The organism is Brevibacillus sp. SIMBA_040, assembly GCF_046535075.1.
GTDB lineage: Bacteria > Bacillota > Bacilli > Brevibacillales > Brevibacillaceae > Brevibacillus.
The window spans coordinates 33,575-47,538 of record NZ_JAWRXI010000024.1 but is presented as its reverse complement, the minus strand read 5'-3'; the positions used below and the strand labels follow the sequence as shown (position 1 = coordinate 47,538).

Below are 13,964 nucleotides of genomic sequence, written 5' to 3'. Positions count from 1 at the left end.
TCTGCGTTATAGATGTTTACTGGCGCTTGTTTTGACGACGACGCTCCTGCTCTTGGGCACGGCGTTGTGCGCGGTTTTTCGGATCAGCATCACCGGAGGTTTCCGGATCAGGACGATCGGATGGGCCAGAGGTTTGCAGGTCTTCCGGGTCGATACCTTGACCTCGGATAACATCCTGACGCTCCAGGTTTTGGCTGACTTCTGCTTTCATGATGTACATAGCCACTTCTTCTTGTACAGCAGCCAGCATCGCTTGATACATTTCATAGCCTTCAAACTGATACTCGCGCAGTGGATCGTTTTGAGCGTAAGCACGCAAGTGAATACCTTGACGCAGCTGCTCCATAGCATCAATGTGATCCATCCATTTACTGTCGACAGCACGCAGAATGACGACTTTTTCAAACTCGCGAATCATCTCGCCAATTTGTTCCTCGCGCTGTTTGTATTGTCTCATGACTTCATCTTTCAGGAGCTGCTCGATTTCCTCTGCCTCTTTGCCTTTCAGCATTTTGACAGTAATTGTTTCTTCATGCAGGAACGATTGGTTGGCTGCATCCGCCAATGCTTGCAGATCCCAATCCTCTGGCACCTCTTCTTTTGGACAATGAGCAGCTAGATTGCGCTCCAGCACACTGTTGATCATGCCGAGTGCCACTTCGCTAAGGTTTTCCTGTTCCAGAATGTCACGACGCTGCTTGTAAATAACCAAACGCTGCTGGTTCATCACATCGTCGTACTGGAGGACGCCTTTACGTGCATCGAAGTTGGAGCCCTCTACACGTTTTTGTGCAGATTCGACAGCACGTGTAACCAGACGGCTCTCGATTGGCATATCTTCTTCCATGCCCAAGCGATCCATCATGTTCATGATGTTGTCTGCTCCGAAACGGCGCATCAGCTCATCCTGCATCGAAAGGAAGAATTGCGAAGAACCTGGGTCCCCTTGACGACCGGCACGTCCACGCAGCTGATTGTCGATCCGTCGGCTCTCATGGCGCTCTGTACCGATAATATGAAGGCCGCCCAGATCAGCAACACCTTCGCCCAACTGAATATCCGTACCACGACCAGCCATGTTTGTAGCAATCGTAACGGCTCCGTATTGACCTGCACGGGCGACAATCTCCGCCTCGCGCTCATGCTGCTTGGCGTTCAATACACTATGCGGCACACCTTTTTGCTTGAGCATTTGCGACAGACGCTCGGAGTTTTCGATGGAAATCGTACCGACCAGAATCGGCTGCCCTTTTTTATGGCGTTCAACGATATCATTCACAACCGCACGATACTTGGCTGCCTCCGTTTTAAACACGAGGTCAGGCGCATCCTGACGAGCAACAGGCTTATTGGTTGGAATGACCACAACATCAAGCCCGTAAATCTTTTTAAATTCTTCTTCCTCTGTCTTTGCTGTACCTGTCATACCGGACAGCTTTTGGTACATACGGAAGTAGTTTTGCAGCGTAATGGTAGCAAGCGTCATGCTCTCGCTTTGTACGCGCAGACCTTCTTTTGCCTCGATCGCTTGGTGTAAGCCATCGCTGTAACGGCGTCCAACCATCAGACGACCGGTAAACTCGTCGACGATGACGACCTCGCCTTCCTGCACCACGTAATCCACATCAAGCTTAAACAGAACCTGCGCTTTTAAAGCGGCAGTGATGTGATGGTTCAGTGTTGTATGCGCAGCATCGTACAGGTTATCGATGTTGAAAGCCTGCTCGACTTTACCAATTCCGTCATCTGTGAGGTTGACGATTTTGAGCTTTTCATCGATGGTAAAGTCTTTTTCCAGTTCAAGACGCTTCACAAAATGAGAGCAAATGTAGTACAGCTCCGTGGATTTGTTCGCCGATCCGGAAATGATCAACGGCGTACGCGCTTCGTCGATCAAGATACTGTCGACCTCGTCAATGATGGCGTAGAAAAGCGGGCGTTGTACCATTTGTTCTTTATAAAGCACCATATTGTCACGCAGATAGTCGAAGCCAAACTCATTGTTTGTACCATACGTAATGTCACAAGCGTATGCTTCGCGTTTTTCTTCTGCGCTCAAGCCATTTTTGTTCAAGCCGACAGTCAGACCAAGGAAATTGTACAGTTGTCCCATGATCGTCGAGTCGCGCTCCGCCAAATATTCGTTCACCGTAACGACGTGAACCCCTTTACCTTGCAAAGCATTGAGGTAGGTTGCCAGTGTTGCCACCAGCGTTTTCCCCTCACCGGTTTTCATCTCAGAGATGCGGCCTTCTTGCAAAACCATACCGCCGATCAGCTGTACGTCGAAATGTCGCATGCCCAGAACCCGTTTAGATGCTTCGCGTACTACGGCAAACGCTTCATTCAGGATTTTGTCCAGGTCTTCCCCTTTTTCCAGGCGGGCTTTGTACTCGGTCGTTTTTTCCCGCAACTGATCATCGGAAAGCGCCGCTATGCCAGTTTCCAGCGCATTGATGGCTTCTACGCGCTTAAACATTTTTTTGACTTCGCGTTCGTTACTGTCGCCAAATATCTTTTTAACGAGTCCTAACATGAGGACACCCCTTCCATATGCTCCCAAACAAAGATAATGACTACTCCGTAAGAGAGGGTTCCACATATCCCTAAAGAGATATTGCTATCGAATAAAAAATAATACTTTCTAAAAAGCTATTTTATCAAAAGAAGCCTCATATACACAAGTAAAGGGAGTTGCCAATAGCAACTCCCTAGTCTTATACGAGTGATAGGCTATAAAGTTTCGTTATTTGGGCTCAATTAATCCGTAGCGACCGTCATTGCGGCGATACACGACGCTTACATCGTTGGTGTCACTGTTTTGGAAGACAAAGAAGCTATGTCCTAGCATATCCATTTGCATAACCGCTTCCTGTGCATCCATCGGCTTGAGATCAAAACGTTTGGTTCGGACGATGTTGATATCCACATCTTCCTCATCCGTGTCTGCCATCATGACAGCAACGGGGGCACTCTCACGCTGCCCTACCTTGTTAGTAGCATCGATTCGCAGCTTGCGCATCAGCTTTGTTTTGTGCTTGCGGATCTGACGCTCGAGCTTTTCTGCTACCAGATCAATGGCAGCATACATGTCCTCATTTGTTTCTTCGGCGCGAAGAATCACTCCGTTAAGCTGGATAGTGACCTCAATCGTGCCTTCTCCTCGATGTACCTGCATAGTGACTTGTACATCTGCTGGCTGCCCAGTTTCAAAATATTTTTCGAGACGGCCGACTTTCTTTTCCACATACTCTCTAAGTGCTGCGGTGACTTGAATGTTTTCTCCACGAATGTTAAATTTCATGGTTCCAACCTCCTTCCGTCTATATATAAATATTCGGCACTTTTGTAAATAATCCTCCTTCCCTTCTACAAAAAATCTTTACAATTTTTATAAAATCCAACAAATAGCGACAGAATATTACCAATACCTACTAGTTTCCCTATGCTATAATAGACTATAGTCAATCAAATATATATTGCATGTCACCATTCGCACAGGAGGAATCCTCATGACCGAGGTGAAACCTTCCCAATCAATCATTGGAACTACACTCGCACAAGACGTATACAACGAGTACGGCCTACTTCTATTGCCCGCTGGAGCTACCCTGCACCAAAGTGACATCCGCCTACTAGAATCCCATCATATTTTGGTCGTTCAAGTAGCTGCTGCCCCATCGACTATCGATATGCCTACACCTGTATTGCACTGGAGCGAGACTGAAGCAGCACGCCAATATGCCGATGCTGTTCAGAAGACTGGATACCTATTTAAGCAGATTGCCTCAGGGACGATCCCTCCGCTAAACCGATTCAACGAAGCTTTTTATCCTTTGCTTGATCAAGTTTTGCATCGCTTTGAATTTCTCCAGTTTATTTATTTAAAAGAAGGAACAGAAAATTATACGTATCGTCATTCCCTACATGTTGGCATCATTTCAGCGGTAATTGGCAAGCTACTAGGCAGGTCTCAAGAAGATATTTACTTTCTGGGACAAGCAGGTCTACTACATGACATCGGCAAGATGAAAATTGCAGATGAACTGCTCTCGAAGCCAACTCATTTAACCGATGAGGAATACACAGTAATGAAGCTACATACTGAGTATGGCAGCCACCTTCTCCTTTCCATGGAAGGAGCGAATGAACAGCTGGCGCTATGCGCACTATTGCATCACGAACGGCTGGATGGCACCGGTTATCCTGAGCGACGGACCAAAGAGACCATTCCTTTTGAATGCCAAATTATTAGTGTCGCCGATGTCTTTGATGCTATCTGCACGGATCGTGTGTATCGGAAGGGCTCCTCTCCCTTTGAAGCGGCAAGCGTTTTGTGGGAGCTGGCATGCAGTGGCAAACTCAATCCTTTTATCGTATCTCATTTTATCCAGTATATTGTCGTGCTTTATGTCGGTTCGAGTGCCCTGCTCAGCAATGGAGACCAAGTAGAAGTGATCATGATACATACTGATGAGCCTATGCGCCCGCTCGTACGCCGGGGAGAGGAATTCATCGACCTTCGCGAGCATCGTTCCCTCCGCATTCATAAAATGATTAGTTAAAAAAAGCGAATCCCCCTCACCCAGTAGTTGGGCAAGGGGGATTTTCGTGTAGACGGGAATCTATGAAATTCCGATCCAGTATGAATACAGCCGCTGCTCCGCCAAAAAGCATGGCGTAACCAGTGTTCAAATTATTTTATAATTTGACGACATTGGCTGCCTGTGGACCGCGGTCACCTTCCACAATATCAAACTCTACAGCTTGTCCCTCATCTAACGAACGGAATCCATCAGACTGAATGGCAGAGAAGTGGACGAAAACATCGTCTCCACCCTCGCGTTCAATAAATCCAAATCCTTTTTCTGCGTTAAACCATTTTACTTTGCCTTGCATGAAACAGCACAACCCTTTCTTTTGTAGGAAATCAGGATGAGTATCCCGTGTAATTCAGACTTAGCTTGCCCAAATTCATTGCAAAATTCCATTACCTTGTAGAATATTTTTTCTCCAGTCCTCTCACGACAACGCGTGACAAGAATAGGGTCAGCACCAAGTACACGGCTGCCTCAGTCAAGTAAGGAGGATATCGTTCAAAGGTACTTTTCGCCACGTTCATGGCTGCGTAATTTAATTCTTGTGTAGCAATAACGGCACACAGGGAAGAGTCTTTTAAAAGTGCGATAAACTCGTTACCAATTGCAGGCAGCATGCGCGTAAACGCTTGGGGAAGGACAATCAGGCGCATCGACAAGCCCTTGCTCATGCCCAGCGACCTCGCTGCCTCCATCTGTCCTGGATCAATCGATTGAATACCCGCGCGAAAAATCTCCGCTATGTATGCTGCTGCATTTAAGGAGAGTGCGACAAAACCGGAATAAATCGCTTGCGGACTAGGCTGTCCGGGGAAAAAAGCTTCCCAGATGGACGGTATCACGGCAAAATGGATGAGCAAAATCTGAACCAGCATCGGAGTTCCTCGAAACAGCTCTACATAAATGGAGCATGTCCATCTCAAGTAGCGCTTGCTGGACATTTTGCCCAAGCTGATGAACAGACCGAGCAACGTCCCACAGACAGTAGCTACCGCTGTTAGTAAAATCGTATTAATAACGCCTCGAATTAATAGTTCGCGATAATCATAGATGACGCTCCAATCCAAAGGCAGCTCCTCCTTTCGCATATACCTGCTGACAACTTAGAAAGCTGGCTACGCCACTCCTTATGCCAATAGTAGAACAAACACCGGGTACGCCCTATAGACGTACCCGGCTTACGAATAGTCCTACTTATTACCGAAGTACTTGTCATGAATTTCTTGGAGCTTTCCATTTTCCTTGATCTTTTTCAAGCCGTCGTTAATCTTTGTCAAAGCATCCGTGTTGCCCTTTTTGACCATAATGCCGTAGAATTCCTTTTCAAATGAATCGTCCTTGATGAGCTTGAACTTCTTGTTCTCGATTTTCTTCACATAGTATTGAAGAACGCCGTTGTCGCCCACAACCGCATCTACACGGCCATTGAAGAAGTCGTCAACAGATGATGGCATGTCATCATACCCCTTCCAGCCTTCGTAGGTTTCTCCAAATGCTTTTTTGACGACCTCCTCACCTGTTGTTGCGGCTTGCCCACCGATCTTCTTGCCCTTCAAATCAGCCAGAGTTTGAACAGGTGAATCTTCGGCTACCAGAATCAGCTGGTTCGCTTCAAAATACGGTTCAGAAAAATCATACTTTTCTTTACGCTTGTCGGTAATGGTAATCGACGAGATCCCGATATCTACCGTCCCTTTGTCCAAGCCATCGAACAGAGGGTCCCAGCCTGTGTTTTTCCACTCCACTTTAAATCCGCCTGCTTCAGCCACAGCGTTCATCACATCAATGTCATGACCACTGATCTTATCTGCTTCCAGCATTTGAAATGGAGGATATGCCGCGTCCGTTCCAATTACGTAGACCTTTTCCCCTGATCCTGCCGTTTGCTGACCTCCCGATCCACAGGCTGAGAGCATAAGTCCCATACCCACGATCAGCGCGAGCGAGGTGTACCATTTTTTCCCGATCTTCATTTGAAAATCCCCCTTGATTCTTATCTCTTTTTATCTGTGTTTGCCCCCAACAATGTCCACAAGAAAATCACGGGTTTTTTGCGTTCTCCACAGAGTTATCCACATTATCCACATGACGTTGTGCACAAGCTGAGAATAACTATTTCCTGCTCTACATGCCTTACCAAGCCCTTCTGCAAAAGGACGCAAGCGTGGCAGAACAGGAATTTGCGTAAAAAAAAGAAAGATTCTTACATGTAAGATATATTTCGATCTTACATAAAAGAATCCTTCTTCAAAATCATTTTATTATCAGAAAAATGGGAATTATTCTTTATCCGCCAAAATGATTACCTCTACCCGACGATTGCGCGCTCGGTTCTCGTCATTGGAATTATCCACAAGTGGCTTGTTTTCTCCCAATCCTGCGACAGTAAAGCGTGTAGCTGGTATAGAATATCCATCAACCATTTCCCGCATTACCGCGATAGCGCGACCAGAGGATAGCTCCCAGTTTGACTTGAACGAGCTGCGCTTGATCGGCACATCATCCGTATAACCCTCAATTCGCACCATGTGACCATAGCGCTGCAGCACCCTCGCAATCGTGCCGACAACCTGCTTGCCCTGGTCTTGCAGCTCAGCTGACCCGCTGGTAAACAAGATGCTCTCCGGCAAACGAATACGCAAACCTTCTTCTGTCTCTTCGTAGTCCAGATTCAATTCAGACAAGGCTGAGGACAGCTGCGTTCGCACCGTGTCCATATCGCGCTCACCCGTATCTGCTATCCCTGCAAGCGGTTTTGGTAGACTTGGAGATTCTGTGATACCTTCGCCCTTCTCAGTCCCCATGAGCGCTTTTTGACGCGCTTCCAGCTGATGAACCTCACGCTGCAGCTCCAGCTTTTGCAAATTTAACAGATCCAGGCTTTCATGCACCTGCTCCATAGCTGCTTGCTGCTGCACCGCTTCCTTTTTCGCTTCTTCACGTTGAGCCTGAATGTTAGAGGTGTAGGTCGCTGCGATAATGATCACGATGACAAACAATAGTGTAATTAAGTCGCTGTAGCTGAGCAGCCAGCTTTTCTCCAGCTCCTTTTCGTCATACAGCCGATCATCATGCATAACGATCCTGCCTTTCAATCGTTCCCTTCATACTGCCTGCTTCTTTAATAAGCACCAGCTTCTGGTCACCTGGCAGGAACGAGTTCAGTTTTTCAAACAACAGGCGTGGTGTTTCCATTCGTTGTAAACCGACACAGCCCTCGATATACAGGCGTTTTTCAAACATTTCCCGGTCATACAGGTCCATCATCCGGTAATAGCATGGCAGGGCAAACAGGTTGGCCAAAAGAGCGCCATAGAGCGTCGCTATGACCGCTGCGCTCAGGCTATGACCCGTCTGGGTAAAATCAGAGAGCGAGCGCAGCACGCCCGTCATCCCGAGCAGCGTACCTACTAGCCCCATTCCTGGTGCGAGCAAGCTAATAAGTCGGAAAAAGCCCGCTGCTTGCTGGTAGCGGTACTGCTCGCCTTTGAGCTCGTTCTCCAGGATCATGCGTAGCTCATCTTCGGGAACGCCCTCGATCGCAAGCAAGCTGCCACGCTGCACAAATGAGTCGCGTTCTTGCTGAAGTTCTTTCTCGAGAGCGATATAGCCCTGTTCTTTTTGGACGAGCGCGTAGTAGTAGAAGCGCTTGATCGTTTCTTCCACGTTGCTTTCCCGTCCGTGGATTAGGAGGCGAATCATCTTTTTCAGGTCCAGATGCTTGCGCTTGATCGCGTAGGAGATCACTACGGCCAGTGCTACCAGCTCAATGGCGGTGATGTTTAGAAGATCGGCGAGGTTGCCGTTTAAGTATACCGCGTGGATGAAGATGAGGAGGACGGCTCCGATTAGGAGGAGCGAGCGGCGTTTTGTGGACAATGTTGTCACCTTCCTAGAGTTCTTCCGCTAAAATGGGTTATCACTTGGTATATCGGTTATTTTGAATTTACTTATTATAGCAGAGGTTTTTCATTCCGATATAAAAAATAGATTAGTAGAAAGGAGAATAATAGTTATGAATACTAGTTCTATGATGAGTGGACAGCTTTCTCAGCTCCAACATACAGTTAGCCTAAGCCTGCTGAATATGTCCAAAAACGCACAGGCAACTAGCGCTACACTCATGCTTAGTGATTTCTCTAAAACACAAGCTTCAATCCACCAAGCATCTCATCCTACTCTAGGAAAGCAGCTAGATCTTCGTATCTGACGTAACAAAAAACGGTCGGGTCGCCCGGCCGTTTTTGTTGTTACTTTTTTTTGTCAAAAAATGTCCCATATGCTTCTGGTGTAGTATAACCACTATATTGTAGAGATACTGTTTTTTTCTTCTGCAATTCTGCCATCTTCGTTTGAAGACTCGACATATGCTTTTGTAAAAATGGCTTTACCTGCTCATCAATTAAAAGAATTTGGGTAAGAAAGGAGTGTTTGTGTTCTCTTGTTAATGTTTGGCCTTGTTGGATCAAGATATCAATATGATCCATAAGTTCTTGGCGTTGGTCTAAAAGAATAGCCCATCTATCAACGTCGTCTTCTGATTCGACATCATATGAAACAATAATATCTCGTAACTCAACAGACTTGTCCAACAACTGCATAATTAGCTTATCCAATTGTTCAAACATTACACTTGCTCCGCTTCTTTTATCGGTTTTTTTGCTTGAACCATTACTTCTTTCCAAGTGTCACGAAACTGTACGAAAAACCCTTCCTGTTCATCAAGAATCGAAATATCTTTGGTCAAATTTGCTTCAACGATGCGATAATGCATGTATTCATACATAACCAGAAATTGCTTCGAAATTTCCACATCCATCTTCAAAGTAATAATAAGTTCCTGAATAATATCTTGTACACGTATAAGATTCGTATTGGCTTGCTCGAAATTTTTCATTTGGATTGCTAACCTTGCATGCTTAATGTATTTAATTGCTCCATTGTAAAGCATTAAGGTCAGCTCAGCAGGAGTGGCTGTAGTCGCTGAATTGTTTCGATATGCCTGAGCAGCTTTATTCATGATGCTACTCCCTCCTAATTATAGCTTCTAAGACGTTTTTGATGTGAGCCAGGCAGATTGAGAATTATATTTATTTAATGCAGTTTCCATAGCAGCAAACTTTTTGTAATAATAGTCTTCTTTTTGGGTAAGTCTGTCCTCCCATCTAGTAATTTGCTCATCGTATCTTTTCAAATTAATACCCATGTCGTAGTCAGCATAGCTTTTGGTTGTACTGCTTCCTGCTTTCTTTTTAATTTGATTTATTGCATCGTTCAATTGTTCTGTCAGACGTCCTGCAATTCCTTTTTCTTGAAAAGTTGAACCCTTTTTCGTAAAAAGATTCATTACAGCATCGGGATTTTCCGCCAATGATTGGCGCAATTTTTCCTCGTCGATGTGCATTTTCCCGTTTTCTAAATAATTATATTTATTACCATCGGCTTTGGCTGTTCCAATTCCTATTTTACTTAAAGTATCAGAACCAACATCTACCCCTGATACTGCTGTATAGAAAGATTCCCTCATTGCATTAAGTACTCTACGAATCGTGCTATCGCCTTGAAGGATCCCTTCTTTTGCTTTATCCTCTAATTTTTTTATCTGATCATCTGTGAGACCTTCTTTATCAGCATCAGTAAGAGGCTGATACTTCCTGTTTGCCACTTCTGAAATTTCGCTGTTCAATTTTGCAATGATTTCGTTATATTTATCTACAAAACCTTTAATATTCCCTACTACTGCATCCATATCTGTAACGGCACTAACAGTAACCGGTGTTGTAAAATCAGTCTTAAAGGAGAAAGTCACACCGTCAACTGTTAGCATATTACCTGTAAACTCGTAAACAACCCCGTTGATCGCTGCACTGCCTTTAACTTCCTTTTGTCCGGGATACCCATTCCCCATAAAGTCATTTATTGCTGTATTTCCATTCGAGTCTACAGCACTAATTTCTCCTTCAGAAATATTTAGAGGACTACTACCCAAGACATTTGAAATTTTGATACCATTGCCAGGTGTAGTAGATGAAAATACAATACTTTTTTCAGTAGCTGAATAGACCGCTTTTACCCCAGTAGTGTCTGATTGAGCATTGATTTTTTGAATGGCTGTATTTATGTTATCAGTTTGATTAATGGTTATAGAAGCTCCAGAAGATGTACCATCCGATAAGGTAAACGTGAAATCACCAGTCATGCCCTTGTTCTCGAATTGAGTAACTGAATCGGGCATTGAATTAGCAAATTTTACGGAAGCACCATTTCCTGTGCTCCCCAATTTTACATTAGTAATAGAGTATGAAGCAAGATTCGGTGTACCGTTCGAAGAAAGCGTCACTCTCGATTCGTCAGACGACATCACTTTTTTCTTAGTAAACATAGCTTGATAGCGCATTTCATCTGCTTTTTTTTGTAATTCTAACAGCAGAGAATTCATTTCTCTGTATGAATCACGCTTCCACTCATCTTTTTGTTTCTTTTGTTTTAGCTTATTTAAGGGAATTCTTTCAGCATCCATTAATTTTTTAACTATGCTTTCAGTATCCATGCCAGAAGCTAAACCACCAATTCTAATTCCAGCCATACAATGTCCCTCCTATAGTTTGTGGTCAACTAATATTCCTATTAGATCGTACATTTTTGCTACCGTATCCATCATTTTTTTTGAAGGAATTTCTTTAATTATTTGTTCCGTCCTATTGTCCACAATTTGAACATAGTATTCGTTAAGTTCATCATGGAGGACAAATTTAACGTGAGATTGCTTTGATTGGAGAAGTTTATTAAGACCATCTACTTGCTTTGATACTTCTTCCTTTGAAACTGTTTTTACAGTCTCAACATTTTTGGCGATTTGACTATCGATCTCCGCCTCAGATGCCGATACATTAGATGTCGGAGATGGAATAGATGCAGCCCCACCTGTTCCACCAGCCTTTATTTCCACATGAATCCCTCCGAAAGAATCGTATACATTTAATATCGGAGAATGAGAGGTCTTGATTTAGTCTTTCAAGATCAATAATAAATTTTTGAGGTGAACAAGAAATGGCTCCTAAGAAACCTGTCCAAATGCTAGTTCCCGATTATATGGAACGCTTTGCTTGTATCGGCTCAGCTTGCGAAGATACTTGTTGCTCCGGATGGACCGTAACAATTGATAAACCTACCTATAAACAATATCGAAATACTAAAGACAAGGAATTAACTAAGCTTTTTGACGAACATATAAAAAGAAACAAAACAAATCCTTCTGATTTTAATTATGCACGATTCGTAATGAAATCAGATCTATCTTGCCCATTTTTAAACGAAGAAAAATTATGTTCAATCCAATTAAAATTAGGTGAAGACTTCCTATCCCATACTTGCAAAACTTATCCTCGTGTCACGCAAACTGTTGACGACGTCGTGGAGTTATCAGCAACTCTATCTTGCCCTGAAGCAGCAAGATTAGCACTGCTTAATCCAAATAAAATGCAGTTTAATCGAAATGAAGAAGCTCGCGATACCAAGCCACCGACAGGCTTTTCTCCATCAGATCCCTTTTATGCTGATCGACTAGAGAAGTACTTTTGGGAATTAAGAATATTTTCTATACAAATATTACAAAGTAGAGAATATAAACTATGGGAACGACTTGTTATTCTGGGAGTTTTTTATCATGGGATCCAGGAAAGTATTGAGAAAGGACAACTGAATGAAGTACCAGAATATATCATGGAATATACAAAAGGAGTAGAACAAGGGGCATTTGACAAAGTATTGAATGACATTCCATCAAATGAACAGATTCAATTGACGTTGCTCGCTCAGCTACTATCAATTAAACGAAACAGTAGTGGATATCAAAAGAGATTTATAGAGCAGTATCTCGCCTTTTACAAAGGGGTATGCCCTGCTGAAGACAAGGACATTACGACTGAAGCGATTCTGAATCAATACCGGTTCAACTTTGATCAGTATTATGCACCTTTTATGGAAAAGCACGAGTACATTTTAGAGAACTATCTGGTAAACTACGTATTCAAAAACCTTTTTCCTTACGATAAAGACAACAATCTTTTTGGTTCCTTTATGATGCTAATCATCCACTACTCCCTGCTAAGAATTTTACTAATCGGAATAGCTGGGTACTATAAAGATCAATTCACAACAGATCATGTCGTTAAACTAATTTCCGCCTTCGCCAAGACGGTTGAGCATAACAACACCTTCTTAAAAGAGGTTATGGACTATACTAAGTCGAATGGTTACCATAATCTAAGTAATATGATGATCCTTATAAAAAATTAGTGATCGTGATTAATAGTTTCAACAAGCCTCTTATTCTATTTGGTTAAGAGGCTCTTCCTTTTTAAAATACAGCATCCTATTATTCAACAAAACAAAAAGCTGTCGAGACGGATCTCGACAGCTTTACGGAAATAATAGATAACTTGAATCTATTAACGGAGGAGTTGAAGGACTCCTTGTGGCTGTTGGTTAGCTTGAGCCAGCATAGATTGAGAAGCTTGCAACAAGATGTTATTTTTAGTCAAAGCCATCATCTCGGAAGCCATGTCTACGTCACGGATACGAGATTCGGAAGCCTGTAGATTTTCTACAGTTGTGTTTACGTTACGCACTGTGCTTTCCAGACGGTTTTGCTGTGCACCCAATGTAGAACGTGCTGTATTTACATCTTTAATTGCGTCTTCAATAGCAGCAGTATTAGATGCCTTAGTCAGAGCAGATGCTTTACTTACATCAGCACCTTTAATTGTCAATTTAATTTGATCAGAGTCAGAGATAATAATGTCGAAAGTTTTAGCTTTATCCAGTACTTCTGTACCATTGAACTTTGTATTTTTCTCGATATTCTTGATCTCATTGATCAACTCGTCTGCTTCTAATTCCAGGTTAGCTTTATCGTCAGCATTGTATGTTCCGTTCGCCTTTTGAACGGATAGTTCTTTCAGGCGAACCAGCATGTTGCTGATTTCATCCATTGCACCCTCAGCAGTTTGAACCAAGGAGATACCATCTTGAGCATTGCGGGAAGCTTGTGCCAAACCGCGGATTTGGCCGCGCATTTTTTCGGAGATGGAAAGCCCAGCTGCATCGTCAGCAGCACGGTTGATGCGGAGACCAGAAGAGAGTTTCTCCATGCTCTTGCTTGCACCCAGAACGTTGTTACCCATGTTACGATGAGTGTTCATCGCTGGAAGGTTGTGATTGATAATCATGTGATTATTCCTCCTTGAGTTTGACCTCCACGTCCATGTGGATGGTTTATCGTTTTTTTGCGGAGCAACTCAATCGCGCGCTTGAGTAAATCTCTCCTACATTCTTAATATCGGATATTGTATCTGATTTCTTTAG

At 43.6% G+C, this 13,964-nt stretch carries 15 protein-coding genes; 3 read left to right on the top strand and 12 right to left on the bottom strand.

The annotated features are described in order from the left end of the window. Positions 1 to 16: 16 nt before the first annotated feature. Together secA and hpf are read right to left on the bottom strand one after the other, a co-directional pair. Positions 17 to 2,536, bottom strand: a complete 2,520-nt coding sequence (secA, locus tag SB752_RS28240) for a preprotein translocase subunit SecA (RefSeq protein WP_410718788.1) — start codon at positions 2,534 to 2,536, stop codon at positions 17 to 19. Between the two features lie 210 nt (positions 2,537 to 2,746). Beyond that, complete coding sequence (hpf, locus tag SB752_RS28235) at positions 2,747 to 3,304, bottom strand: ribosome hibernation-promoting factor, HPF/YfiA family (RefSeq protein ID WP_103108971.1); 558 nt, start codon at positions 3,302 to 3,304, stop codon at positions 2,747 to 2,749. Between the two features lie 208 nt (positions 3,305 to 3,512). Here hpf and SB752_RS28230 point away from each other — a divergent pair, with 208 nt between their 5' ends. Further along, positions 3,513 to 4,565 (top strand): HD-GYP domain-containing protein, encoded by a 1,053-nt coding sequence (locus tag SB752_RS28230; RefSeq protein WP_410718787.1) that lies wholly within the window; start codon positions 3,513 to 3,515, stop codon positions 4,563 to 4,565. 136 nt (positions 4,566 to 4,701) lie between these two features. Here SB752_RS28230 and SB752_RS28225 read toward each other — a convergent pair whose 3' ends face one another. The 5 genes from SB752_RS28225 to SB752_RS28205 form a co-directional block, all read right to left on the bottom strand. After that, positions 4,702 to 4,899 carry a cold shock domain-containing protein gene (locus SB752_RS28225; protein ID WP_103108969.1) on the bottom strand — a complete coding sequence of 66 codons (198 nt, stop codon included), beginning with the start codon at positions 4,897 to 4,899 and terminating at the stop codon, positions 4,702 to 4,704. A gap of 91 nt (positions 4,900 to 4,990) precedes the next feature. After that, entirely contained in the window at positions 4,991 to 5,665 is a 675-nt protein-coding gene (locus SB752_RS28220) for an amino acid ABC transporter permease (RefSeq protein ID WP_410718786.1), read from the bottom strand. 123 nt (positions 5,666 to 5,788) lie between these two features. Continuing rightward, a complete protein-coding gene (locus SB752_RS28215; protein WP_410718785.1) occupies positions 5,789 to 6,571 on the bottom strand; it encodes a basic amino acid ABC transporter substrate-binding protein in 783 nt (260 codons plus the stop codon). A 306-nt stretch (positions 6,572 to 6,877) separates the two neighbouring features. After that, positions 6,878 to 7,675 carry an OmpA/MotB family protein gene (locus SB752_RS28210; RefSeq protein ID WP_410718784.1) on the bottom strand — a complete coding sequence of 266 codons (798 nt, stop codon included), beginning with the start codon at positions 7,673 to 7,675 and terminating at the stop codon, positions 6,878 to 6,880. After that, complete coding sequence (locus SB752_RS28205) at positions 7,668 to 8,477, bottom strand: motility protein A (protein ID WP_410718783.1); 810 nt, start codon at positions 8,475 to 8,477, stop codon at positions 7,668 to 7,670. The genes SB752_RS28210 and SB752_RS28205 overlap by 8 nt, the downstream gene beginning before the upstream one ends. A 136-nt stretch (positions 8,478 to 8,613) precedes the next feature. Here SB752_RS28205 and SB752_RS28200 point away from each other — a divergent pair, with 136 nt between their 5' ends. Next, complete coding sequence (locus tag SB752_RS28200; protein ID WP_410718782.1) at positions 8,614 to 8,808, top strand: polyribonucleotide nucleotidyltransferase; 195 nt, start codon at positions 8,614 to 8,616, stop codon at positions 8,806 to 8,808. Between the two features lie 40 nt (positions 8,809 to 8,848). Here SB752_RS28200 and SB752_RS28195 read toward each other — a convergent pair whose 3' ends face one another. Genes SB752_RS28195 through flaG form a run of 4 tightly spaced genes read right to left on the bottom strand, consistent with a single transcriptional unit; the run spans position 8,849 to position 11,547 of the window. Further along, the gene (locus tag SB752_RS28195; protein WP_410718781.1) at positions 8,849 to 9,226 is read right to left on the bottom strand and encodes a flagellar protein FliT; all 378 of its coding nucleotides are present in this window, start codon (positions 9,224 to 9,226) and stop codon (positions 8,849 to 8,851) included. Next, positions 9,226 to 9,618, bottom strand: coding sequence for a flagellar export chaperone FliS (gene fliS / locus SB752_RS28190; protein WP_410718780.1), 393 nt, complete (start codon positions 9,616 to 9,618; stop codon positions 9,226 to 9,228). Before fliS ends, SB752_RS28195 begins: the two co-directional genes overlap by 1 nt. A gap of 27 nt (positions 9,619 to 9,645) precedes the next feature. Continuing rightward, positions 9,646 to 11,184, bottom strand: coding sequence for a flagellar filament capping protein FliD (gene fliD / locus SB752_RS28185; protein ID WP_410718779.1), 1,539 nt, complete (start codon positions 11,182 to 11,184; stop codon positions 9,646 to 9,648). Positions 11,185 to 11,196: 12 nt separating this feature from the next. After that, positions 11,197 to 11,547: a flagellar protein FlaG gene (gene flaG, locus SB752_RS28180; protein WP_410718778.1), complete on the bottom strand. Its 351-nt coding sequence runs from the start codon at positions 11,545 to 11,547 to the stop codon at positions 11,197 to 11,199. Positions 11,548 to 11,648: 101 nt separating this feature from the next. On the opposite strand from flaG, the gene fliB reads away from it, so the two are divergent. Further along, a complete protein-coding gene (fliB, locus tag SB752_RS28175; RefSeq protein ID WP_410718777.1) occupies positions 11,649 to 12,896 on the top strand; it encodes a flagellin lysine-N-methylase in 1,248 nt (415 codons plus the stop codon). A 152-nt stretch (positions 12,897 to 13,048) separates the two neighbouring features. Here fliB and SB752_RS28170 read toward each other — a convergent pair whose 3' ends face one another. After that, positions 13,049 to 13,828: a flagellin N-terminal helical domain-containing protein gene (locus SB752_RS28170; RefSeq protein WP_410718776.1), complete on the bottom strand. Its 780-nt coding sequence runs from the start codon at positions 13,826 to 13,828 to the stop codon at positions 13,049 to 13,051. Positions 13,829 to 13,964: the final 136 nt, after the last annotated feature.